The sequence below is a fragment of the Phaeobacter sp. CC-HEC084 genome (genome assembly GCF_059429255.1).
Genome location: NZ_JCAIJQ010000002.1, coordinates 1,031,751 through 1,053,815, shown reverse-complemented (window position 1 = coordinate 1,053,815; position 22,065 = coordinate 1,031,751). Strand labels below are relative to the sequence as shown.

Below are 22,065 nucleotides of genomic sequence, written 5' to 3'. Positions count from 1 at the left end.
CGCATGACGACGAATGTGATGACCCGCCCTGCCGTTCTGATCCTTCTCGGCCCTCCGGGCGCCGGGAAGGGCACACAGGCCCGCATGCTGGAAGACAGCTTTGGTCTGGTGCAGCTGTCGACCGGTGATCTGCTGCGCGCCGCCGTGGCTGCAGGCACCGAGGCCGGCAAAGCCGCGAAATCCGTGATGGAATCCGGTGGTCTGGTCTCTGATGAGATCGTGATCGCCATCCTTCGCGACCGTCTGGGCGAACCCGACTGCGCCAAGGGCGTGATCCTTGATGGTTTCCCCCGCACCGCCGTTCAGGCCGAGGCGCTGGATGCGCTGCTGTCCGAAACCGGCCAGAAGATCAACGCTGCCATCAGCCTCGAGGTCGACGACGATGCCATGGTGACCCGCGTCGCCGGGCGTTACACCTGCGGCGGCTGCGGCGAAGGCTATCACGACACGTTCAAACAGCCGAAAGTTGCTGGCACCTGCGACAAATGCGGCGGCACCGAGATGAAGCGGCGCGCCGATGACAATGCCGAAACCGTGGCAAGCCGTCTTGCGGCCTATCACGAACAGACAGCCCCGCTGATCGCCTATTACGACGGCAAGGGCGTGCTGCAGAAGATCGACGCCATGGGCCAGATCGATGCGGTCGCCGAAGGGTTGGCAAAGATTGTAAAGACCGCCGCGCCCTAGGCCCGGCCAAGACCCGGATCCCCGGTCGGCTCTGCGGCCGCCGGGGGGCCATCCCAAACCCTGAAATACCCGATGGCCCCGCCAAAGCCCGCTTTGGCGACCAAAGGACTAATGCCTGATGGCTGCCCGTTTCAACGCGGGCAACGCAGGCAAACAGAGAAGGCTTGCCCAGCGCCCGGCGCAAAGCAGGCAGAACCCGTAGCAAGGAGGAGCCGCCATGGCGGACCACACAACCAATGCCGCAAAGGCAGCCGAGGCCGACAAGGGCTATTGGCAGGCCAATGTGCGCATCATTCTCATCAGCCTGGTGATCTGGGCTGTCGTTTCATTCGGTTTCGGCATTCTGCTGCGCCCGATGCTCTCGGGCATCGCCGTCGGCGGCACCGACCTGGGCTTCTGGTTTGCCCAGCAGGGATCGATCCTGGTCTTCCTGGGCCTGATCTTTTTCTACGCCTGGCGGATGAACCGTCTCGACCGTGAATTCGGCGTCGAGGAGGAATGATCATGGATCAGTTTACCATCAACCTGCTGTTCGTGGGCGCGTCCTTTGCGCTCTACATCGGCATCGCGATCTGGGCCCGTGCTGGCTCCACATCTGAATTCTATGCGGCCGGCCGGGGTGTGCATCCCGTCACCAACGGCATGGCCACGGCAGCGGACTGGATGTCGGCAGCCTCCTTCATCTCGATGGCGGGTCTCATCGCCTTTACCGGCTATGACAACTCCTCCTTCCTGATGGGCTGGACCGGTGGCTACGTGCTGCTGGCACTGCTGCTGGCGCCTTACCTGCGCAAGTTCGGCAAGTTCACCGTGTCGGAATTCATCGGCGATCGCTTCTACAGCCCCACCGCGCGTATCGTGGCGGTGATCTGCCTGATCGTTGCCTCCACCACCTATGTGATCGGCCAGATGACCGGCGTGGGCGTTGCCTTTGGTCGCTTCCTTGAGGTGTCCAACACCGCAGGCCTGCTGATCGGCGCCTGTGTGGTCTTCGCCTATGCGGTCTTCGGTGGCATGAAGGGCGTGACCTATACGCAGGTCGCGCAATATGTCGTTCTGATCATGGCCTATACAATTCCGGCCATCTTCATCTCGCTGCAACTGACCGGCAACCCGATCCCGGCGCTGGGTCTCTTTGGCGATCACGTTGCCTCGGGTGAGCCGCTGCTGGCGAAGCTGGACGCCATCGTGCGCGAGCTGGGTTTCAATGAATATACCGCCCACCACGCCGATACGCTGAACATGGTGCTCTTCACCCTGTCGCTGATGATTGGTACAGCCGGTCTGCCGCACGTGATCATGCGCTTCTTCACCGTTCCCAAGGTGTCCGATGCACGCTGGTCCGCAGGCTGGGCGCTAGTCTTCATCGCGCTGCTGTATCTGACTGCCCCGGCTGTTGGCGCCATGGCCCGTCTCAACATCACCGACATGATGTGGCCCAATGGCACAAACAGCGAAGCGGTCTCGGTCGAGCAGATCGAGAATGACGCCCGCTATGACTGGATGGCCACCTGGCAGAAAACCGGCCTGCTGGACTGGGAAGACAAGAACGGCGACGGCAAGATCCAGTATTACAACGACAAGAACGCCGAGATGCAGGCCAAAGCCGAGGAGAACGGCTGGCAGGGTAATGAGCTGACCAAGTTCAACCGGGATATCCTGGTGCTGGCCAACCCCGAAATCGCCAACCTGCCCTCTTGGGTGATCGGTCTGGTGGCTGCAGGCGGTCTGGCGGCGGCGCTGTCTACTGCGGCGGGTCTGCTGCTGGCGATCTCTTCGGCGGTGTCGCACGACCTGATCAAGGGCTCGATCAATCCGAACATCTCGGAAAAAGGCGAGCTTCTTTCGGCCCGTGTTGCCATGGCGGTTGCCATCGCGGTGGCCACCTATCTGGGCCTCAACCCTCCGGGCTTTGCGGCGCAGACCGTGGCACTGGCCTTTGGTCTGGCGGCGGCTTCGATCTTCCCGGCGCTGATGATGGGCATCTTCACCAAGGTGAACAACAAAGGCGCGGTTGCAGGCATGATCGCAGGTCTGCTGGTCACGCTGATCTATATCTTCCTGCATAAAGGCTGGTTCTTCATCCCTGGCACCAACAGCTTCACGGATGCAGATCCGCTGCTGGGCACTATCAAATCCACCTCCTTTGGTGCGGTTGGCGCGATGGTGAACTTTGCCGTGGCCTACTTCGTGTCCAAATCGACCGACGCCATCCCGGCCGAGATCGAAGAGCTGGTGGAAAGCGTCCGCATCCCGCGCGGTGCAGGGGCTGCCCAGGACCACTGATCGAGGGTTTCCTCCCCTGGCGGGCCGCCTCCCTCGGTATTCTGGCCCGCCCTCTTTTCCTCACCATCCTGTCCGGGCACACTCGGGCAGGATGACTTTTCTCCCGGCTTATCCAACAGGCTTTTGACATGCCCCTTTCCCCAGACGGTCTGATCCAGTTCCTGAAGACGGTGCACCCCTATGACAGCCTAGATGCCGCGCGCCTTGCGCAGCTTGCACCGAAGTTCGAGGTGATCCACGCCAATGCGGGCGAAGAGATCTATGCCCTTGGTGCGCCAATGCAGGGTCTCTACCTCGTGCATCACGGCGAGGTGGAAGTCTTTGACGAGAATGGTATGGCCGTCTCCATCCTTGGGCCACGCAATTCCTTTGGCGAGCGTGGTCTCACCCGGGACGGCATCGCTGTTACCACCGCCTCTGCCAACACCGAGAGCGCGCTTTTGCTCCTGCCGCGCGCCGATTTCGATGCGCTGATGCAGGCCGAACCCAAGGTCGCGCGCTTTTTCGACCGCCGCCGCCCAGACGGGCCCGTACAGAACAGCCTCGCCACCCGCCGGGTTGCGGATTTCATGGCGACGCAGCCGATCACCTGCTCCAGTGGCCTCACCTGTCAAAGCGCCGCGCAATTGATGCGGGAGCATCATATCTCTTCAGTCTGCATCACCGATGGCGACACACTCGAAGGCATCCTGACCAACCGCGATCTGACCGAAAAGGTTCTGGCAGAGGGCCTGCCCATTTCCACCCTCGTCGCACGGATCATGACGCGCGATCCGCTGACGCTGCCTTCCTCAGCCATCGCATCCGATGTGCTGCACGCGATGATGGAGCATCGCATCGGCCATGTTCCGGTGGTGGATGCAGGCAAGCTGTCGGGGATCGTCACCCAGACCGACCTGACGCGTCTTCAAGCGATGAGCTCGGCCGAGATGATCGCCGAGATCGCCAGCGCCCCGGATGCCGCTGCCATGGCCAGGGTCACCGACCGCATCCCGGCCCTGCTGCTGCAACTGGTGGCAGGTGGCAACCGGCACGAGGTGGTCACCCGCCTGATCACCGATATCGCCGATGCCGCCACCCGGCGGCTGCTGACCCTTGCCGAAACCCGCCTTGGACCACCGCCCGTGCCTTACCTGTGGCTGGCCTGCGGATCGCAGGGGCGGCAGGAACAGACAGGCGTGTCCGATCAGGACAACTGCCTGATGATCGATGATGCCATGCAAGAGGAAGACGCCCCCTATTTCGAGGCACTGGCGCGTTTTGTCTGCGATGGTCTAGATACCTGTGGCTATGTCTATTGCCCCGGCGACATGATGGCGACCACCCCGCGCTGGCGTCAGCCCCTGCGCATATGGCGGCAGTATTTTGACGGCTGGATCAAGACCCCCGATCCCATGGCGCAGATGCTGGCTTCGGTGATGTTTGACCTGCGGCCCATCGGCGGCAACCGTGATCTGTTCAACGGGCTGCAAGAGGAAGTGCTACAGGCGGCCAGTGCCAACTCCATCTTTACCGCCCATATGATTTCGAATTCGCTGAAACACACGCCGCCGCTTGGTCTCTTGCGCGGGATTGCCACTATCCGCTCGGGTGAGCATCGCAATACGCTGGATCTGAAACACAACGGCGTGGTGCCAGTGGTCGATCTGGGGCGGATCTATGCCTTGCAGGCGCGGCTCACCCCGGTCAACACCCGTGCCCGGCTGGAGGCGGCGGCGCTGACCTCGGTTCTTAGCCCTTCCGGCGCGCGGGATCTGCTGGATGCCTATGATCTGATTGCCGAAACCCGGCTGACCCATCAGGCGGACCAGATTCGCAGCGGTACAGCGCCCGACAACTTCCTGGCGCCCTCCGATCTGTCGGATTTTGAGCGAAGTCATCTGCGCGATGCCTTTGTGGTGGTAAAGACCATGCAATCGGCGCTGGGACACGGCAAGGGGATGCTGGGCTGAGGCCAGCAACGAGGGAGGAACACGGATGTTTCTGGAATTGATCGCGGTGATCTTTGCCGGTATTGCCGTCGCAGGCGTCGTCATGCTGGCGGGACGGATCAGCGGCGGACGACTGCCAAAATGGCTGGCGCCTGTGGCCGCTGCCCTGGCAATGATCGGCGTTACGATTGCTTCGGAATACAGCTGGTATGATCGCACCCGCGCGTCCCTGCCCGATGGGGTCGTGGTGGCTGAAACCGGTCAGAACCGCAGCCTTTACCGGCCCTGGACCTATCTTGAGCCCTATACTGAACGGTTCGCCGCGGTTGATGTGGCCAGCGCGAAACGCCATGCCGAGCTGCCCGGACAATATCTGGCAGAAGTCTATTTCTTTGGCCGCTGGTCCCCTGTCAGTACCCTGACCGCGCGGCTGGACTGCACCGGCTGGCGCCGCGCCGTGGTGGCCTCGGGCAGCGCCTTTGGGACCAATGATGCGGCAGTTGACTGGATCACCCCGCCCGAAAACGACGGTCTTCTGACCACATTCTGCGGAGCGGTCTGATGCTGACACGGCTGAGCCTCAGACTGCGGATCTTCCTGTTTTTCTGCCTGATCGCGCTTGCCGCAATCGCCGCCGTCGTGGTCGCCCTGTGGATCGGTTATACCCGGGCCGCCGCGCCAGAGCTTTTGGATGCCTTCGTGTTTTCCGGCGCGCTCAGCCTCTTTGCCATCCTTGGGATCTGCGCCGGGATCTGGCTGCTGTTTGATGAAAACGTCGCCAAGCCGATCGAACGGCTGGCCGCACATCTGCGCGCGCGCGCCCACGGCGGCGTCACTTCTGCGCTGGATCAAAGCACGGCCCGCTACCTTGGCGATTTGGCCCCGGCGGCCTCGGATCTGGCTGGTCAGCTGGGCGCCGCGACCCTCTCTACCGCCGAGGCTATCGCCCGCGAAACCGCGCGGCTGGAAGCGGAAAAGGCGCGGCTGACAACGCTACTCTCCGAGGTGCCCGTTGCTACCGTGATGGCGGCGCCCGATCACCGGATCGTTCTATATGACGCGCAGGCCGCGGCGGTTCTGTCCCAGATCGCCCCTGCCCGCCTAGGAGCCTCGCTGGGTGACTACCTCGAACGCGACCTGCTGGAGGCCGCCCATAAAAAGATGATCCGCACCGGCAAGGAGGTCAGCGCCCGTATCACCGGCACCGATAGGCGCCAGACCTATGGCGTGCAGCTGAAACCGCTCGGGGATTCGCATGGCTATGTGGTGATCTTTGACAGCGCCGAGGCGGAAATCCCACCCGAGGCCGCCCGCCCGCTGATCTATGATTTTGCCCTGCTCAATCCCGCGACGCGCAGGATCGAGGACAGGCCCCTGTCCGATCTGTCCTTTGCCGTGTTTGACACCGAAACCACTGGTCTGCTGCCGCATAAGGACCACGTTGTGCAGTTGGGTGCGCTGCGGGTTCTGCGCGGCCGCATCGTCGAAGGTGAAACTCTGGACCTGCTGGTCAATCCCGGCGCGCCGATCCCGGCGGCCTCCACCCGGGTGCATGGCGTTACCAATGCCATGGTGAAAAACGCCCCCGACATCACAAGCGTTTCTGCCACCTTCCATCATTTCGCGACGGACGCGGTAATCGTCGCGCATAATGCGCCCTTTGACATGGCATTCCTGCGCCGCGCCGCCAAGAAAAGCGGCCTGACATGGGATCACCCGGTACTGGATACGGTGCTGCTGAGCGCGGTCCTGTTCGGCGCCTCGGTGCCGCATACGCTGGATGCACTCTGTGAGAGGCTGGATGTGAGCATCCCCGCGGCACTGCGGCATACCGCGCTTGGCGATGCCCGCGCCACGGCCGAGGTCCTGTGCCGGATGCTGCCGATGCTGGAGGCGCGCGGGTTTACCACGCTGGGAGATGTGATCGCGCAGACACGCCAGCACGGTCGCCTTTTGCAGGACCTGAACCCTGTGGACAAACAGGGCGACGCATGGCAGGTCGGGAGCAAGACCTGACAGAAGGCGCGCGACATGCCGGAAACCACAATCACCCCCGGCCCGGAGACCCTCCGGGCCTATCGCGACGCACTGGGATGTTTCGCGACTGGCGTCACCGTGATCACCACCTTGACGGAAAACGGGCCGCTGGCGATCACCGCCAACAGTTTCACCTCGGTGTCGATGGATCCGCCCCTGCTGCTCTGGTGCCCGGCACGCAGTTCCCTGCGGCACGATTCCTTTGTTTCGGCGCAGCGATTTTCCATTCATGTCATGGCGCAGGACCAACTGGATCTGGCGATCCATTTTGCCCGCAGCGGCGATGATTTCGCCCCGGTTGACTGGCAGGCCGCCGAAGATGGCACGCCACACCTTGATGGAGTGATTGCGCGGTTTGACTGCGCCGCCCACAGCGCCCATCACGCGGGCGATCACACGATCATCCTCGGCCAGGTGACCGGCTTCACCAGGCAGGCGGGCAAAGGGCTGGTTTTCAAACAGGGTCTTTACGGTGGGTTCCTGGAACAATCCTGAGGCGCCAGCCCAGGCTTCAACCAAACAGGCATGAAAAAACCCGCCACTGCAGAGCGCAGCGGCGGGTCATTTTAATCCGGGCTGTGCCCGAAAAGCCTTATTTCAAGGCTGCATCGGTGATGGCATGGGTCCAGGCGCCTTCGGGCGTCTTGGTGATCACCGGGGCAGAACCGCCTGTCAGCAGGGTTTCAACCGTACGCTCATAGTCGGCCACATCCAGCGCGCCGTTGCTACCTGCGGTCAGCTTGGCAACTTCGCTCATCATGCGCTTCTGGTGCATTTCGGTCTGTGCGCCCGAGGCGTCGTTGTCCAGAACGATCTCAGCCGCTTCATCCGGGTTCGACTCGGCGTACTTCCAGCCTTTCATCGAGGCGCGCACGAAACGCTCCATCTTGTCGGTGAAGGCTTCGTCGCTGAGGTTTTCCTCAAGCACATAAAGACCGTCTTCCAGCGTGGCGACGCCCTGATCTTCGTACTTGAAAGTCACCAGCTCATCCGGGGAGACGCCTGCGTCGATGACCTGCCAGTATTCGTTGTAGGTCATGGTCGAAATACAGTCGGCCTGACGCTGCAGCAGCGGGTCCACGTTGAAACCCTGCTTCAGCACTTCGACGCCCATTTCACCCTTGCCTTCGGTGGAAATGCCCAGCTTGCTCATCCAGCTCATGAAGGGGAACTCATTGCCGAAGAACCACACGCCCAGGGTCCGATTGGCCAGGTCCGCAGGCTCGGAAATGCCGGTGTCCTTCCAGCAGGTCAGCATCATGCCCGAGGATTTGAACGGCTGCGCGATATTGACCAGCGGCAGGCCCTTTTCGCGGGCGGCAAGCGCGGCAGGCATCCATTCGACGGTCACGTCAGCGCCGCCCCCTGCGATCACCTGCGTCGGAGCGATGTCCGGGCCGCCGGGCAGGATGGTGACATTCAGGTCTTCTTCTTCGTAAAACCCTTTGTCGAGTGCCACGTAGTAGCCAGCGAACTGTGCCTGTGTCACCCATTTCAACTGCAGCTTAACGTCGTCGGCTGCCTGCGCGGCCCCAGCTGCGCCAAGCGCCAGCGCGGCGGCTGTCAGAATGTGTTTCATTGGTAGGTTCTCCCTGTTGTTATGGATAGAGCTTGCGCGAATTTGACCATTTGTTCAAAGTTTTTTTACTATATCAAACTTGGGCATCGCTGCCCGCGCGCAAGGATTAAGCAGCGCGCTGCGCCCATGTTATGCGCGGCATTTTTACCGCTCAACCATGGGCCGCAGCGCCGTTTTTGCCACCACCCGAAGAGGTATTCCGGGTGGTGGATGGATCTTCAGCCCCGCTGCGAAGGGTGCCAGAAGGTCAGTGTTTTCTCGACCAGTGCGATCACGCCGTAAAAGGCGGACCCGGCCAGCGCGGCCACCAGGATTTCGGCCCAGACCATATCCAGCGCCAGTTGGCCGACACTGGTGGAAATCCGGAAGCCCATGCCCACGGTGGGTGAGCCGAAGAACTCCGCAACGATTGCGCCCACCAGCGCCAGCGTCGTGGAAATCTTCAGACCGTTGAAGATGAAGGGCAGCGCGGCCGGCAGGCGCAGCTTGAAAAAGCTCTGCCAATAGCTCGCCGCGTAGGTCTGCATCAGGTCGCGCTGCATGGCCGAGGTTTCCCGAAGACCGGCAACCGTGTTCACCAGCATCGGGAAAAAGACCATCACCACGACAACCGCCGCCTTGGACTGCCAGTCAAAGCCGAACCACATCACCAGAATGGGCGCGGTACCGACAATCGGCAGGGCCGCGACAAAGTTGCCCACGGGCAGCAGCCCCCGGCGCAGGAAGTCGCTGCGATCCACAGCCACCGCCATCAGCAGCGCAGCCACGCAGCCCATGATGTAGCCGGACAAAGCCCCCTTGATGAAGGTCTGGGAGAAATCCTGCCACAGGATCGGGATCGAGGTGGCAAAACGCGCCGCGATCAGCGAAGGCGCAGGCAGGATCACCATGGAAACCTCAAGCCCCCGCACAAGCAGTTCCCAGACGATCAGCACGGTCACGCCAAAGATCAGCGGAACGGCCAGCTTCACAGCTTGCGTCTTGGCCGCGGGACTATTGGCCAAACGGCTGTTGATCCACCAGCCCGCGATCCAGACCAGAGCAGCAAAAACAACTTCGATCATGCGCTCATCCCCATGCGTTTAAGAACTATCCGTTCTATCAGACCCAGAAGCGCCACCAGAAGCGCCGCAAGAATGGCCGCTGCGAACAGCGCCGACCAGATCTGCACCGTCTGCCCATAGTAGCTGCCTGCCAGAAGCCGCGCGCCAAGGCCCGCAACCGCACCAGTCGGGAGTTCCCCGACGATGGCACCCACCAGCGAGGCAGCGATGCCGATCTTGAGCGAAGCAAAGAGATACGGCAGCGAGGACGGCAACCGGAGCTTCCAGAAGCCCTGCGATGTGCTCGCACTGTAGGTCTTCAACAGGTCGAGTTGCATGCTATCGGGGCTGCGCAAGCCCTTTACCATGCCAACAACGACCGGGAAGAAACTGAGATAGGCCGAGATGATCGCTTTTGGCAGGATCCCCTGAACGCCTATGGAATAAAGCACCACGATGATCATTGGTGCCAGAGCGATGATCGGAATGGTCTGGCTGACAATGGCCCAGGGCATCACCGACATATCCATCACCTTAGAATGCACGATACCCACGGCCAGAAGGATCCCCAGGCCCGTGCCGATGGCAAAACCAAGCAGCGTCGCGGAGAGCGTCACCTGCCCGTGGTAGATCAGGCTACGTTTTGAGGTGACCTTTTTCTGCACCGTGGTTTTCCACAGTTCCACCGCGACCTGATGCGGCGCGGGCAGACGCGGGCGGTCCTGCGCCCAGGTGTCCCCAATGGCAAAAGTGTTCTTCGCCACCAACCCAAAGGTGCCCATGTCACGGCGTTCCTTGGCAGTCGCCGGGGTGATTTCGGCCCCTGCCCGTTCTGCCTGATCCAGAACGCCCTTGATGTTCATCGGAACGCAGGCTGCATACCAGAAGGCAATGATAGCGGCGACAACGGTGAGAACGGCAAAAAAGCTCTTCATGCCTTGCCCTCCCCATTCGGGTTCAACGTGGCGTTATGCGTCATCGGAGTGCCCCGCGCGCAGACCTTCACGCACCCGGTGCGCGATGTCGATGAACTCTTGACTGTCACGAATATCGAGCGGCCGCTCCTTTGGCAGGGTGCTTTCGATCACATCGGTGATCCGGCCCGGACGCGGCGACATCACCACGATCTTGGTGCTGAGGTACACCGCCTCGGGGATCGAGTGGGTGACAAAACCGATGGTCTTGTCCGTACGCGCCCAAAGCTTCAGCAGCTGTTCGTTGAGGTGATCCCGCACGATCTCATCCAGCGCGCCAAAGGGTTCATCCATCAACAGGATATCGGCATCAAAGGCCAGCGCGCGGGCGATACTGGCCCGCTGCTGCATCCCGCCGGACAATTGCCAGGGGTATTTGCCGCCAAAACCGGAAAGTTCCACCAGTTCAAGGACCTGCGCGACGCGCTTGTCCTGTTCTTCCCTGGAGTATCCCATGATCTCAAGCGGCAGCTTGATGTTCTTGGCGATGGTGCGCCAGGGATAAAGCCCCGCCGCCTGAAACACATAGCCATAGGCGCGTTTCTGGCGCGCCTCATCCGGGGTCATGCCGTTAACCGTGATGCTGCCGCCGGTCGGGTGTTCCAGCGCCGCCATCACCCGCAGAAAGGTGGTCTTGCCGCAGCCCGAGGGGCCGATGAAGCTGACGAAATCGCCCTTGTTGATGGTGAGGTTTACATCCTTCAGCGCCTGCACCGGCCCGTCGTTGGTTTCAAACACCAGGTCCAGGTTGCGCGCTTCGACGACGGCCTGGGGGGATCCGGCCTGGGTAGTCGTTTCGTTGTTCATGTCGTTGCCTTAATAGGACGGGAGGCCGGGCCACCATGTGCGGAGGCCCGTCTCCTGTTTGATACCAATTACACGCCGGTTGCCGGAATACCGGACCGTTCCACCGGACGCGGCGCGGACAGCTCTTTCCAGGTCGACAGCGCCTTGTTGACGGTGGTGTTGGCCTCACGTTCGACGAACTTGCCGTGGCCTTCCTGCGTGCGGATCTCCCCGTCGTAGACGGCGACATGGCCGCGGGTCAGGGTAAACCGCGGCAGGCCTTTGACCTCTTTGCCTTCGAAGACGTTGTAGTCGATGGAGGACTGCTGCGTCTCGGCGCTGATGGTCTTGGTCTTGTTCGGGTCCAGAACCACCAGATCAGCATCGGCGCCCACCAGAACCGCACCTTTTTTCGGATAGCAATTCAGGATTTTGGCGATGTTGGTCGAGGTGACGGCCACGAATTCATTCGGCGTCAGGCGGCCGGTTTCAACACCGTGGGTCCACAGCATCGGCATACGGTCTTCAAGGCCGCCGGTGCCATTCGGGATCTTGGTGAAATCGCCAACGCCATAGCGTTTCTGCTCGGTCGAGAAGGCGCAGTGGTCGGTGGCCACCACCGACAGCGAGCCGGACTGAAGGCCCGCCCAGAGGCTGTCCTGATGCTTTTTGTTGCGGAACGGCGGCGACATCACCCGACGGGCGGCGTGATCCCAGTCCTGGTTGAAATACTCGCTTTCATCCAGCGTCAGGTGCTGGATCAGCGGCTCACCCCAGACGCGTTTGCCCTGCATGCGGGCGCGGCGGATGGCCTCGTGGCTGTCCTCGCAGGAGGTATGCACCACGTAAAGCGGCACACCGGCCATATCGGCGATCATGATGGCACGGTTGGTGGCCTCGCCCTCGACTTGCGGCGGGCGGGAATAGGCGTGCCCCTCGGGGCCGTTGTTGCCCTCGGCCAGCAGTTTGGCGCTCAGCTCGGCCACCACATCGCCGTTTTCAGCGTGCACCATGGCGATACCGCCCAGTTCCGACAGGCGCTGGAACGAGGAGTACAGCTCATCATCGTTCACCATCAGCGCGCCTTTATAGGCCATGAAATGCTTGAAGGTGTTGATGCCGCGGGTTTCGATCACGGTCTTCATCTCGTCAAAGACCTGCTCGCCCCACCATGTCACGGCCATGTGGAAGGAATAGTCGCAGTTGGCGCGGGTCGATTTGTTGTCCCAGCGTTTCAGCGCATCCAGCAGGCTTTCGCCCGGGTTCGGCAGGGCAAAGTCGACAACCATGGTGGTACCGCCCGCCAGACCTGCGCGGGTACCGCTTTCGAAATCATCCGAGGAATAGGTCCCCATGAAAGGCATTTCCAGATGGGTGTGCGGGTCGATCCCGCCCGGCATCACGTAACAGCCGGTCGCGTCCAACTGCTCGTCACCCTTCAGATCGGGGCCGATTTCGGTGATCACACCGTTTTCGATCAGCACGTCGGCCTTGTAGGTGAGGTCAGCCGTGACGATGGTCCCGTTCTTGATGACTTTACTCATGGTTTCTAACTCCCTGTTATTTATATGTTCGATCCGTTTCAGACTGAACTGAAACAACCGATTGCATGTCCGTGTACGCCGATGTCGAGCGGGCCGAAAACAGATTCAACGCAAAGCGAGAAGTAGCCCGCCAGCGGCAGATATATCACCCGGTAGTCGCCATTCGGCTGGGTGACGGCCCAACAGTCCTGTGTCAGGCCGCCGGAAAAATTGACGGTGACCTCTTCCGGCTCGCACAGCGCGCTGCGAAAGGCGGCAAGGGTTTCAAAGCCCACGTTACTGGTGATCGGGAATTCGGCGACCTCCGTCTCGATCAGATGTTTGATCCGATCGGGGATGGAGAGGTCGGCGCCGATCACCGAAGGACCATCCCCCGCAACAGCAGGGTCCGGAACATGGGCTTGAGGGTCACCGGATTATTCCACGATCTCAGCAGTTTCGACCACGGCGTGGAACAGGACGTTTGCCCCTGCTTCGGCCCAGTCCTTGCTGATCTCTTCGGCTTCATTGTGGCTTAGCCCGTCGACACAGGGGCACATGACCATTGCGGTCGGTGCCACGCGGTTGATCCAGCAGGCATCATGGCCGGCGCCCGAGATAATGTCGAGGTGGGAATAGCCCAGCCGCTCGGCGGCGCTGCGCACCGCGGTCACGCATGCATCATCGAATTTCACCGGATCAAAGCCGCCGACCTTCTCGAATTCGATCTGCACGCCCATGGCATCGGCGATTTCCTGTCCCTGCTCCCGCAGGCGCAGTTCCATATCCTTGATCACCTCCAGCTCGGGGCTGCGGAAATCGACGGTGAAGACCACTTTGCCGGGGATCACGTTGCGCGAATTGGGGAAGACATCGATATGACCTGCCGCGCCAACCGCATGCGGCGCATGGGACCATGCGATTTCGTCCACCGCATCCAGCACCCGCGCCATGGCAAGGCCGGCATTGCGGCGCATCGGCATCGGGGTCGACCCGGTGTGCGCATCCTTGCCGGTGATCGTCACCTGCGTCCAGCTCAGCCCCTGCCCATGGGTGACAACGCCAATATCCTTACCTTCGGCCTCAAGGATCGGGCCCTGTTCGATATGCAGTTCAAAGAAGGCGTGCATCTTGCGGGCACCAACTTCTTCGTCGCCGCGCCAGCCGATCCGCTTCAGCTCATCACCGAATTTCTTGCCTTCCGCGTCTTCGCGGTCATAGGCCCAGTCCTGCGTATGGATGCCCGCAAAAACCCCGGACGACAGCATCGCCGGGGCGTAACGGGTGCCTTCCTCATTGGTGAAATTGGTCACTACAATGGGGTGTTTTGTCTTGATATTCATATCGTTGAGCGAGCGGATTAATTCGAGGCCGCCCAGAACACCAAGCACGCCGTCGTATTTGCCGCCCGTTGGCTGGGTATCAAGGTGCGAACCCACATAGACCGGCAGCGCATCGGGATCGGTGCCTTCGCGGCGGGCAAACATATTGCCCATCTGGTCCAACCCCATGGTGCATCCGGCATCCTCGCACCATTTCTGGAACAGGGCGCGCCCTTCGGCATCTTCATCGGTCAGGGTCTGACGGTTGTTGCCGCCCGCAACGCCGGGGCCGATCTTGGCCATCTCCATCAGACTGTCCCACAGCCGATCGCCATTGATCTTCAGATTCTGTCCAAGCGACGTCATCGCAGCTTCCTTCCTGTTGGTCCCGTCTGTTTTGCGGGCTATTTTTGGCTTGGCGCCATTTTGGTGGCTTTGAAGCGTTGGTCAAAGTCTTTTCGGACCGGATTTGACCAACTGGTCAAACTCAAGCTACCATGAGGGCGCAGTCAGTCAAGAAATTGCGTCACAAGGACTGGGAAAACACTTGGTTTACAGGTGAAATGTGTGAAATAGAGGCGTTCTTCCGACGCCCGGACACCCAAGGACAGAAAACCCGCCAATGCCCAAGGACAGATCCCCAACCCGCATTCAGAAAAAGAATCGCGCCGCCATCCTGGACGCCGCGCTTGAGGTGTTTTCCACCCATGGTTTCCGCGGCGCCACCGTGGATCAGATCGCGGGTGAGGCCGGGCTGTCGAAGCCAAATCTGCTGTACTATTTCCCGTCGAAAGAGGCGATTTTCACCGCGCTGCTCTCGGAACTTCTGGATACCTGGCTGGATCCCTTGCGGGAACTGGATCCCGAGGGTGAGCCACTGGAGGAAATGCTGGCCTATGTGCAGCGCAAATTGCAGATGAGCCAGGACTTCCCCCGCGAAAGCCGCCTGTTTGCGAATGAAATCGTGCAAGGCGCGCCGCGGATGCTGGAGGCGCTCTCGACCGATCTGAAACAGTTGGTCGAGGAAAAAGCCGCCGTGATCCGAGGCTGGATGGACGAAGGTAAACTGCAACCAAGCCACCCCAAACATCTGATTTTTTCGATCTGGTCGCTGACCCAGCACTATGCGGATTTCGACGTTCAGGTCCGCACCCTGATGGGAGAAGAAGATCCGTTCGAGGCAGCACCTACGTTTCTGGATACCTTCTATCGACGCATGCTGACGCCAACGGGTTAACCACGTCGCACCACCCGAAACAGCAAAAGGGGCGCCCCCACCGGGCGCCCCTCTTTATTTGTTATCAGATTGTTAAGGGCGAAAGCTCACTCAGCAGCCGTGGCCGAGGGGTTGTTCGGATGCGTCGTCCAGTTGGCGTATTGATCCGACACCACCTTGCCGGTGCGCAGATCGACCTGACCGGCGGGCACCTCTTCCATGGTGATGCAGCCTTCGACCGGGCAGACGTTGACACAGAGGTTACAGGCGACGCATTCGTCATCTTTCACCGTGAATGTGCGGTCTTCGCTCATCTCGATGGCCTGGTGCGAGGTGTCTTCGCAGGCGGCAAAGCAGCGACCGCATTTGATGCAGTCATCCTGGCTGATCTTCGCCTTGGCGACATAGTTCAGATCCAGATACTGCCAGTCGGTCACGTTCGGAACCGCCATGCCGATGAAGTCCTGGGTCGAGGTGTAGCCCTTTTCGTCCATCCAGGTGGACAGGCCCGAGATCATCTCTTTCACCACGTTGAAGCCATAGGTCATCGCCGCGGTGCAGACCTGAACGTTGCCCGCGCCAAGCGCCATGAATTCAGCCGCATCTTTCCAGGTGGTGACGCCACCGATGGCCGAGATTGGCAGGCCATGTGTCTGCGGATCACGGGCGATTTCCGCAACCATGTTCATGGCAATCGGCTTTACCGCCGGGCCGCAATAGCCACCGTGGGTACCCTTGCCGCCGATGGTCGGCTCGGGCGCCATATTGTCGAGGTCAACCGAGACGATGGAGTTGATGGTGTTGATCAGACTCACCGCATCGCCGCCGCCTGCCTTGGCCGCGCGGGCCGGGAAGCGCACATCGGTGATGTTCGGCGTCAGCTTCACGATCACCGGCTTGGAATAGTATTTCTTGCACCATTCCGTGACCATCTGGATGTATTCCGGCACCTGCCCCACGGCAGAGCCCATGCCACGTTCGGCCATACCGTGCGGGCAGCCAAAGTTCAGCTCGATCCCGTCGGCACCCGTGGCTTCGACCTTGGGCAGGATCGCCTTCCAGGCTTCTTCCTCGCAAGGCACCATGATGGAGACGATCACCGCGCGGTCCGGGTAATCCTTCTTGACGCGGGTGATTTCCTCAAGGTTGGTCTCAAGGCTGCGGTCGGTGATCAGCTCGATATTGTTGAGACCCAGCAGACGCCGGTCCGCGCCCCAGATCGCGCCGTAACGCGGCCCGTTGACGTTGACCACTGGCGGGCCTTCAGAGCCGAGGGTTTTCCAGACCACACCGCCCCAGCCAGCCTCAAAGGCGCGGCGGACGTTGTATTCCTTGTCGGTCGGCGGCGCCGAGGCCAGCCAGAACGGGTTCGGAGATTTAATCCCCAGAAATTCAGTTGTCAGATCAGCCATTTATCTGTTCCTTTTCATGCTCGCCTGCTGTCCCTGTTTCAGGGACAGCGGGCTGGCTTAGCCCATCAGGCTGGAATGAATGTCCATTGCGGCGTCGCGGCCCTCGGCCACGGCGGTCACGGTCAGGTCTTCGCCACCCGAGGCACAGTCGCCCCCAGCCCAGACACCGGCTACCGAGGTGCGCCCGGTTTCCGAGACCTTGATCTTGCCACCGTCGATTTCCAGCCCGTCGGGCTGTCCCTCAAGGGTCTGACCGATCGCCTTGTAGACCTGATCCGCTGCCAGGCGCAGGGTCTCGCCAGTGCCGGTTACGCGGCCATCCTTGACCTCTGTGTATTCCAGCTCAATCTCGGCAGCGGCACCATTGCCATGGATCGCCTTTGGCATCACGTTGAACATCAGCTTGACGCCCTTGGAGGCCGCCAGATCCTGTTCGAACCGGCTGGCGCCCATGGCATCGCGGCCACGGCGATATGCCATGGTGACGTTTTCGGCGCCCAGAAGTTTCGACTGCACAGCGGCATCGACCGCCGTCATGCCGCCACCAATGACCACGACATTACGCCCGACGGGCAGCGTGGTCAGATCATCAGCCTGACGCAGATCGGCGATGAAGTCCACTGCATCGCGCACGCCGTCCTTGTCTTCGCCTTCGCTGCGCAGCGCGTTGACGCCGCCCAGACCGATAGACAGGAACACCGCGTCAAAGTCGCCCTTCAGCGCCTCAAGCGACAGTTCGGACCCGAGCTTCTTACCGTATTCCATTGAAATACCGCCGATCTGCAGCAGCCAGTCAACTTCGCGTGCGGCAAAATCATTGGTGGACTTGTAGGCGGCAATACCGAATTCGTTCAGACCGCCGGCCTTGTCCTTGCTGTCATAGACGGTGACGTCGTGACCGAGCATCGCCAGACGGTGCGCGGCCGACAGGCCCGCAGGACCGGCGCCGACAACCGCAACGCGCTTGCCCGTCGCCTCGGCGCGGGTGAAGGGATGCTCGCCCTTGGCCATAAGCGTATCGGTGGCATAGCGCTGCAGACGGCCGATCTCCACCGGCTTGCCTTCGGCGGTTTCGCGCACGCAGACCTCTTCGCACAGGGTCTCGGTCGGGCAGACGCGGGCGCACATGCCGCCAAGGATGTTCTGATCCAGAATGGTCTTTGCCGCAGATGTCGGATGTCCGGCCTGAATTTCGCGGATGAACTGCGGAATATCGATTGAGGTCGGACAGGCCGTCATGCAGGGCGCGTCATAGCAGAAATAGCAACGATCCGCGGCAACGGCGGCCTCGTGCTGATCATAGGGGGCATGCAGATCCCCGAAATTCTCGGCGATCTCTGGGGCGGACAAACGTCCCGCCTGGATCCCGGATGCCTGATGGCTACTCGCCATTGGGTGTCTCCCTGACTGTTATTTTTCTGCAAGTCAGAGTGCCACAGTTTGTTTTTTTATCAACTGGTAAAATTTTTGACGGGTCAAAAAATATCGGCCAATTCTGAAGAACGGCCGACATATTGTTGATTTATAGGACAAATGAGGCTTGCCTAGTTTTTCACCATCTCTGCGAGATGCCCCGATTTGATCCAGACACGCGCCCCGTCCGGGCCTGCTTTGGCATCCAGTTGCCCGCCCGGAGGCAGGCGCAGCCAGTCCCAGCGGCCAAAGGTTTCATCCCCGTCCTGATAGCTTCCTTCCAGCACGAACAGCTCAGCGCCGCCCTCGGCCGTGAAGGAGACTTCCAGCCCGGGGGCCCAGTTCACCAGACACACATCCTCGTGCGGATCGGAGTAAAGCGGCAGATGCGGATCCTGCGCCTCAGTGGTGTCGACATGACCGGTCTGGCGGTCTTCGGGATCGAACTGGTGCAGTTTCACCAGGATCATCGCGCCATCTGCGGCCGCTGGCGCGTGGCGGGACGTGGGCGGGTTGCGCACGTAGGAGCCAACCGGGAAGTCCCCCGTTTCGTCCTGAAATACGCCGTCCAGCACGAGGTATTCCTCGCCGCCGTCATGGGTGTGCGCAGAAAAGGATGAGCCCGGCGCAAAGCGTACGATGGTCGTGGCGCGGGCGACTTCCTCGCCGATCCGGTCAAGCATCTTCCGCTCGACCCCGGCAGCCGGGCTTTGCACCCAGGGAATATCGTCAAAATGAACCGCGACACGCTGTGAAAAATCGGCATTGATCCGCATCTGTGACTCCCCTCATATGTCGGGGACAGATCTGGGGTATCCCAGGGAAATTTCCAACCGAATTCACCAAATTGTGTGTCGGCGGGCCAGAAACCAAAGCCATCTGGCCCGGCAGAGAGATCAGTTCGAAAGAACCGCGGTGGCTTCGATCTCGACCTTGGCTTCATCCTCGACCAGCGCCGAGACCACAACCATCGTCATGGCTGGGAAGTGATAGCCCATCACGTCACGGTAGGCTTTGCCCACTTCGGCCTGATGCGCCATATATTCCGCCTTGTCGGTGACATACCATGTCAGCCGGGTGATATCGCTGGCCGCGCCGCCTGCGGTCTCGACCACATCGAGGATATTGCGCAGCGCCTGGCTCATCTGACCGATAAAGTCTTTGGCCTCAAAGACCTGATCTGCGGTCCAGCCGATCTGCCCGCCGACGAACAGCAGTTTGCCCTCGGCGACCATGCCATTGGCATAGCCCTTGGCCGGCTTCCAGCCTTCGGGGTGCACATTGATTGCGGGCATTGCCTGTCTCCTCAATTCGGTTCTGTTTGCAGTGCTGCTGGCAATATCCGCCAGCGCGCAAAGTATTTCAAGCTTAAAATTTCATACCTGAAGCGATTTGCATAACAGGCGGCTTCCGCGCAGCGCCCTGCGGCGCTTATACCAGGGACCAAAGAAAAACCGCGCACCCAAAGGAGATGCGCGGTAGAATTCAATCTGCAAAGCGGCTGGCAGTTACATGCCAAGCGCTTCTTTATACATGTCCAGCACCGCCTCTTCTTCGGCGATGTCGTCCTTGTCCCGCTTGCGCAGGGCGATAACTTTGCGCATGACCTTGGTGTCATAGCCGCGCGCCTTGGCTTCGGCCATCACCTCTTTTTGCTGTTCGGCGATGTCCTTCTTTTCTGCGTCCAGACGTTCGAAACGTTCGATGAACTGGCGCAGTTCCCCGGCGGTCACCCGGTAGTTTTCACTCTTTTCGTCTTCGGTCAGATCCATGTGCGGCTCCGTCAGCAAGGCATGTCATTGCGGTCGATAAAAGGGGATAGCGGTCCGGCCTGATCACCGCAAGCCGGGAAAGCCCGCCATTGTGCCTTCGGGCGATGTTTTGCGCGCTGCGCGGGCCCCTGATACCTGTCTCTGCCTGCAAGCATCTTGCATCCACAAGGCCAATCCGCTACCCGCAGCAGCATGCAAACCGCAGGAGACTGGCATGTTTGAAATCCTTGTCTGGGTGGGCGCGGCCCTGTCCGTGGGCGGTCTCTTGGGGCTGGTCTGGTGCATCCTGCGCGTCGCAAAGGCGCGGCGACAGAAACTGGACGACGAGGCGCTGCGCGCCGTGGTGCAATCAGTGCTACCGCTGAACCTTGGCGCTTTGCTGCTGTCGGTGATCGGGCTGATGCTGGTCATGGTCGGAATTTTCCTGTCCTGACCCCTGCCCTGCGCGCACTCCCTGCGTGCACTCCAAGGCCCCCTGCAATAGAACCTGCAAAACGCCTGAAGCGGACCCTACCAAGGATCCGCTTTTTCGTTGCTTACAAGTTTTGAAATGACCGCTCCGTGTGGTGGCAGCTCAGACCGGCATATTGTCGAACTGATCTTCCACCGCTTCTTCTTCCAGCGTGGCCTTGACCCGGCGCAGGGCGCCTGGAATGGCCGAGCCCGAAGCGCGCAGCCGGGTCAGCGCGCTGAAGAATTCATCCACCAGCCGTTCACGTGCCGGACCCGATGCGGTGCGAATCTGTTTTTCAAGATGCTGCGCATTCTGCAGCAAAACTGCGTCTGTCATGTTTCATCCTCCCTGTCGTGCGGAACATTCTGGCAGGGGTTTGAAACAGAAATACAGCAAAACTCCTTGATTTGAGTCATCATCGGCGGAGGTTGGCGCAATATCGGGCAAATTGCACAGCAGACAGGCAAAATATCGGCCAAAACACCGGCAAAAACAGCAGTCCCGGATAGATGTTTTGCGCCCCTACAGGACCCGGTTCGGGACGCGATTGAGCCAGATCAACACCGCCCTGCCGCCGGGACAGCTAAGTTAACCACACGCGAAGGGTTGAAACACATTCTGATTTCAACATATGTATAGTGAAACGCAAGGGAGAGCCCCATCATGAATCCTATCGTCAAAGCCTTCTTCGACGAAGCGACCAATACTGTTTCCTATGTTGTCCGCGATCCCAACGGCAGCGCCTGTGCCATTATCGATTCGGTTCTGGATTTCGATCATGCGGCGGGCCGGACCGACACCAGCTCAGCGGATGAAATCATCGACTGGATCACCGCGGAAGGTTTGAAAACCGAGTGGATCCTGGAAAGCCACGTGCACGCCGACCACCTGTCGGCCGCGCCCTATCTGCAAGAGCGTCTGGGCGGAAAGATCGGTATCGGCGAGAACATCACCATCGTCCAGGATACCTTCGGCAAGGTCTTCAACGAAGGCACCGAATTCCAGCGCGACGGCAGCCAGTTCGATCAGCTGTTCAAGGAAGGTGATACCTTCATGATCGGCCAGCTGCGCGGCGAAGTGCTGCACACCCCCGGTCACACACCGGCCTGCCTGACCTATGTCATCGGCGATGCCGCCTTTGTCGGCGATACGCTGTTCATGCCCGATTTCGGCACCGCACGCTGCGACTTCCCCGGCGGCTCGTCCGAAACGCTGTTCAACTCGATCCAGAAGATTCTGGCCCTGCCCGATGAAACCCGCATTTTCGTCGGCCACGACTACAAGGCGCCGGGCCGGGACGAATACGCCTGGGAAACCACGGTCGGAGAGCAGAAAGCGCTGAACATTCACATTGGTCAGGGCAAAAGCATCGAAGACTTCGTGTCGATGCGCGATGCCCGCGACGCGACGCTGGGCATGCCCCGGCTGATCCTGCCGTCGCTGCAGGTCAATATGCGCGCAGGCCAGATGCCCGAGCCGGACGATCAGGGCGATGTCTTCCTGAAGATCCCGGTCAACAAGATCTAACACCAGAACCCCGGTTGCAGCGCCGCGCCCCTGTTGGCCCGGCGCTGCAGCTTCAAAACACGCGCTGTCAGCACGAATATCCGCAGCGCAAAGACCAAGGAAA

Annotated in this window: 23 protein-coding genes; 10 read left to right on the top strand and 13 right to left on the bottom strand. The window is 60.6% G+C overall.

Going from position 1 to position 22,065, the window contains the following annotated elements; translation table 11 throughout:
• The first annotated feature begins 3 nt into the window (after nt 1-3).
• The 7 genes from AC5SSZ_RS05495 to AC5SSZ_RS05465 all read left to right on the top strand — a co-directional run bounded on the left by AC5SSZ_RS05495 (nt 4) and on the right by AC5SSZ_RS05465 (nt 7,436).
• Entirely contained in the window at nt 4-687 is a 684-nt protein-coding gene (locus AC5SSZ_RS05495; RefSeq protein ID WP_495437471.1) for an adenylate kinase, read from the top strand.
• A 217-nt stretch (nt 688-904) separates the two neighbouring features.
• Nucleotides 905-1,189, top strand: a complete 285-nt coding sequence (locus tag AC5SSZ_RS05490) for a DUF4212 domain-containing protein (protein WP_065270513.1) — start codon at nt 905-907, stop codon at nt 1,187-1,189.
• Nucleotides 1,190-1,191: 2 nt separating this feature from the next.
• The gene (locus tag AC5SSZ_RS05485) at nt 1,192-2,973 is read left to right on the top strand and encodes a sodium:solute symporter family protein (protein ID WP_274829061.1); all 1,782 of its coding nucleotides are present in this window, start codon (nt 1,192-1,194) and stop codon (nt 2,971-2,973) included.
• 128 nt (nt 2,974-3,101) lie between these two features.
• Nucleotides 3,102-4,925 (top strand): DUF294 nucleotidyltransferase-like domain-containing protein, encoded by a 1,824-nt coding sequence (locus AC5SSZ_RS05480; RefSeq protein ID WP_495437467.1) that lies wholly within the window; start codon nt 3,102-3,104, stop codon nt 4,923-4,925.
• 25 nt (nt 4,926-4,950) lie between these two features.
• Nucleotides 4,951-5,466, top strand: a complete 516-nt coding sequence (locus AC5SSZ_RS05475; protein ID WP_495437465.1) for a hypothetical protein — start codon at nt 4,951-4,953, stop codon at nt 5,464-5,466.
• A complete protein-coding gene (locus tag AC5SSZ_RS05470; protein WP_495437463.1) occupies nt 5,466-6,920 on the top strand; it encodes a 3'-5' exonuclease in 1,455 nt (484 codons plus the stop codon). The genes AC5SSZ_RS05475 and AC5SSZ_RS05470 overlap by 1 nt, the downstream gene beginning before the upstream one ends.
• Before the next feature lie 15 nt (nt 6,921-6,935).
• Complete coding sequence (locus AC5SSZ_RS05465) at nt 6,936-7,436, top strand: flavin reductase family protein (protein WP_495437460.1); 501 nt, start codon at nt 6,936-6,938, stop codon at nt 7,434-7,436.
• Nucleotides 7,437-7,533: 97 nt separating this feature from the next.
• Here AC5SSZ_RS05465 and AC5SSZ_RS05460 read toward each other — a convergent pair whose 3' ends face one another.
• The 7 genes from AC5SSZ_RS05460 to AC5SSZ_RS05430 all read right to left on the bottom strand — a co-directional run bounded on the left by AC5SSZ_RS05460 (nt 7,534) and on the right by AC5SSZ_RS05430 (nt 14,534).
• A complete protein-coding gene (locus AC5SSZ_RS05460; protein WP_065270519.1) occupies nt 7,534-8,520 on the bottom strand; it encodes an ABC transporter substrate-binding protein in 987 nt (328 codons plus the stop codon).
• A 218-nt stretch (nt 8,521-8,738) separates the two neighbouring features.
• Entirely contained in the window at nt 8,739-9,584 is an 846-nt protein-coding gene (locus AC5SSZ_RS05455; protein WP_274829054.1) for an ABC transporter permease, read from the bottom strand.
• Nucleotides 9,581-10,498 (bottom strand): ABC transporter permease, encoded by a 918-nt coding sequence (locus AC5SSZ_RS05450; protein WP_274835921.1) that lies wholly within the window; start codon nt 10,496-10,498, stop codon nt 9,581-9,583. The genes AC5SSZ_RS05455 and AC5SSZ_RS05450 overlap by 4 nt, the downstream gene beginning before the upstream one ends.
• Before the next feature lie 33 nt (nt 10,499-10,531).
• Nucleotides 10,532-11,344 carry an ABC transporter ATP-binding protein gene (locus AC5SSZ_RS05445; protein WP_065270522.1) on the bottom strand — a complete coding sequence of 271 codons (813 nt, stop codon included), beginning with the start codon at nt 11,342-11,344 and terminating at the stop codon, nt 10,532-10,534.
• A gap of 68 nt (nt 11,345-11,412) precedes the next feature.
• A complete protein-coding gene (gene hydA, locus AC5SSZ_RS05440; RefSeq protein WP_065270523.1) occupies nt 11,413-12,867 on the bottom strand; it encodes a dihydropyrimidinase in 1,455 nt (484 codons plus the stop codon).
• A 38-nt stretch (nt 12,868-12,905) separates the two neighbouring features.
• Entirely contained in the window at nt 12,906-13,226 is a 321-nt protein-coding gene (locus AC5SSZ_RS05435) for a hypothetical protein (RefSeq protein ID WP_274833427.1), read from the bottom strand.
• A 57-nt stretch (nt 13,227-13,283) separates the two neighbouring features.
• Nucleotides 13,284-14,534 (bottom strand): Zn-dependent hydrolase, encoded by a 1,251-nt coding sequence (locus AC5SSZ_RS05430; RefSeq protein WP_495437456.1) that lies wholly within the window; start codon nt 14,532-14,534, stop codon nt 13,284-13,286.
• Between the two features lie 256 nt (nt 14,535-14,790).
• Between AC5SSZ_RS05430 and AC5SSZ_RS05425 the strand changes: the two genes are divergently transcribed.
• Nucleotides 14,791-15,405, top strand: a complete 615-nt coding sequence (locus tag AC5SSZ_RS05425; RefSeq protein ID WP_495437452.1) for a TetR family transcriptional regulator C-terminal domain-containing protein — start codon at nt 14,791-14,793, stop codon at nt 15,403-15,405.
• An 86-nt stretch (nt 15,406-15,491) separates the two neighbouring features.
• Here AC5SSZ_RS05425 and preA read toward each other — a convergent pair whose 3' ends face one another.
• The 5 genes from preA to AC5SSZ_RS05400 all read right to left on the bottom strand — a co-directional run bounded on the left by preA (nt 15,492) and on the right by AC5SSZ_RS05400 (nt 19,981).
• Nucleotides 15,492-16,796, bottom strand: a complete 1,305-nt coding sequence (gene preA, locus AC5SSZ_RS05420) for an NAD-dependent dihydropyrimidine dehydrogenase subunit PreA (RefSeq protein WP_274829050.1) — start codon at nt 16,794-16,796, stop codon at nt 15,492-15,494.
• A 57-nt stretch (nt 16,797-16,853) separates the two neighbouring features.
• The gene (locus AC5SSZ_RS05415; RefSeq protein ID WP_495437449.1) at nt 16,854-18,188 is read right to left on the bottom strand and encodes an NAD(P)-dependent oxidoreductase; all 1,335 of its coding nucleotides are present in this window, start codon (nt 18,186-18,188) and stop codon (nt 16,854-16,856) included.
• A gap of 152 nt (nt 18,189-18,340) precedes the next feature.
• Complete coding sequence (locus AC5SSZ_RS05410) at nt 18,341-18,985, bottom strand: cupin domain-containing protein (protein ID WP_495437447.1); 645 nt, start codon at nt 18,983-18,985, stop codon at nt 18,341-18,343.
• A 120-nt stretch (nt 18,986-19,105) separates the two neighbouring features.
• Nucleotides 19,106-19,504, bottom strand: a complete 399-nt coding sequence (locus AC5SSZ_RS05405; RefSeq protein WP_065270530.1) for a RidA family protein — start codon at nt 19,502-19,504, stop codon at nt 19,106-19,108.
• 213 nt (nt 19,505-19,717) lie between these two features.
• On the bottom strand, nt 19,718-19,981 hold the full coding sequence (locus tag AC5SSZ_RS05400; RefSeq protein ID WP_065270531.1) for a DUF2312 domain-containing protein: 264 nt from the start codon (nt 19,979-19,981) through the stop codon (nt 19,718-19,720).
• A 214-nt stretch (nt 19,982-20,195) separates the two neighbouring features.
• On the opposite strand from AC5SSZ_RS05400, the gene AC5SSZ_RS05395 reads away from it, so the two are divergent.
• A complete protein-coding gene (locus AC5SSZ_RS05395) occupies nt 20,196-20,414 on the top strand; it encodes a hypothetical protein (protein ID WP_065270532.1) in 219 nt (72 codons plus the stop codon).
• Between the two features lie 141 nt (nt 20,415-20,555).
• Here AC5SSZ_RS05395 and AC5SSZ_RS05390 read toward each other — a convergent pair whose 3' ends face one another.
• The gene (locus tag AC5SSZ_RS05390) at nt 20,556-20,771 is read right to left on the bottom strand and encodes a hypothetical protein (protein WP_495437443.1); all 216 of its coding nucleotides are present in this window, start codon (nt 20,769-20,771) and stop codon (nt 20,556-20,558) included.
• A gap of 327 nt (nt 20,772-21,098) precedes the next feature.
• Between AC5SSZ_RS05390 and AC5SSZ_RS05385 the strand changes: the two genes are divergently transcribed.
• Nucleotides 21,099-21,962, top strand: a complete 864-nt coding sequence (locus tag AC5SSZ_RS05385; RefSeq protein WP_274833421.1) for an MBL fold metallo-hydrolase — start codon at nt 21,099-21,101, stop codon at nt 21,960-21,962.
• Nucleotides 21,963-22,065 lie beyond the last annotated feature (103 nt).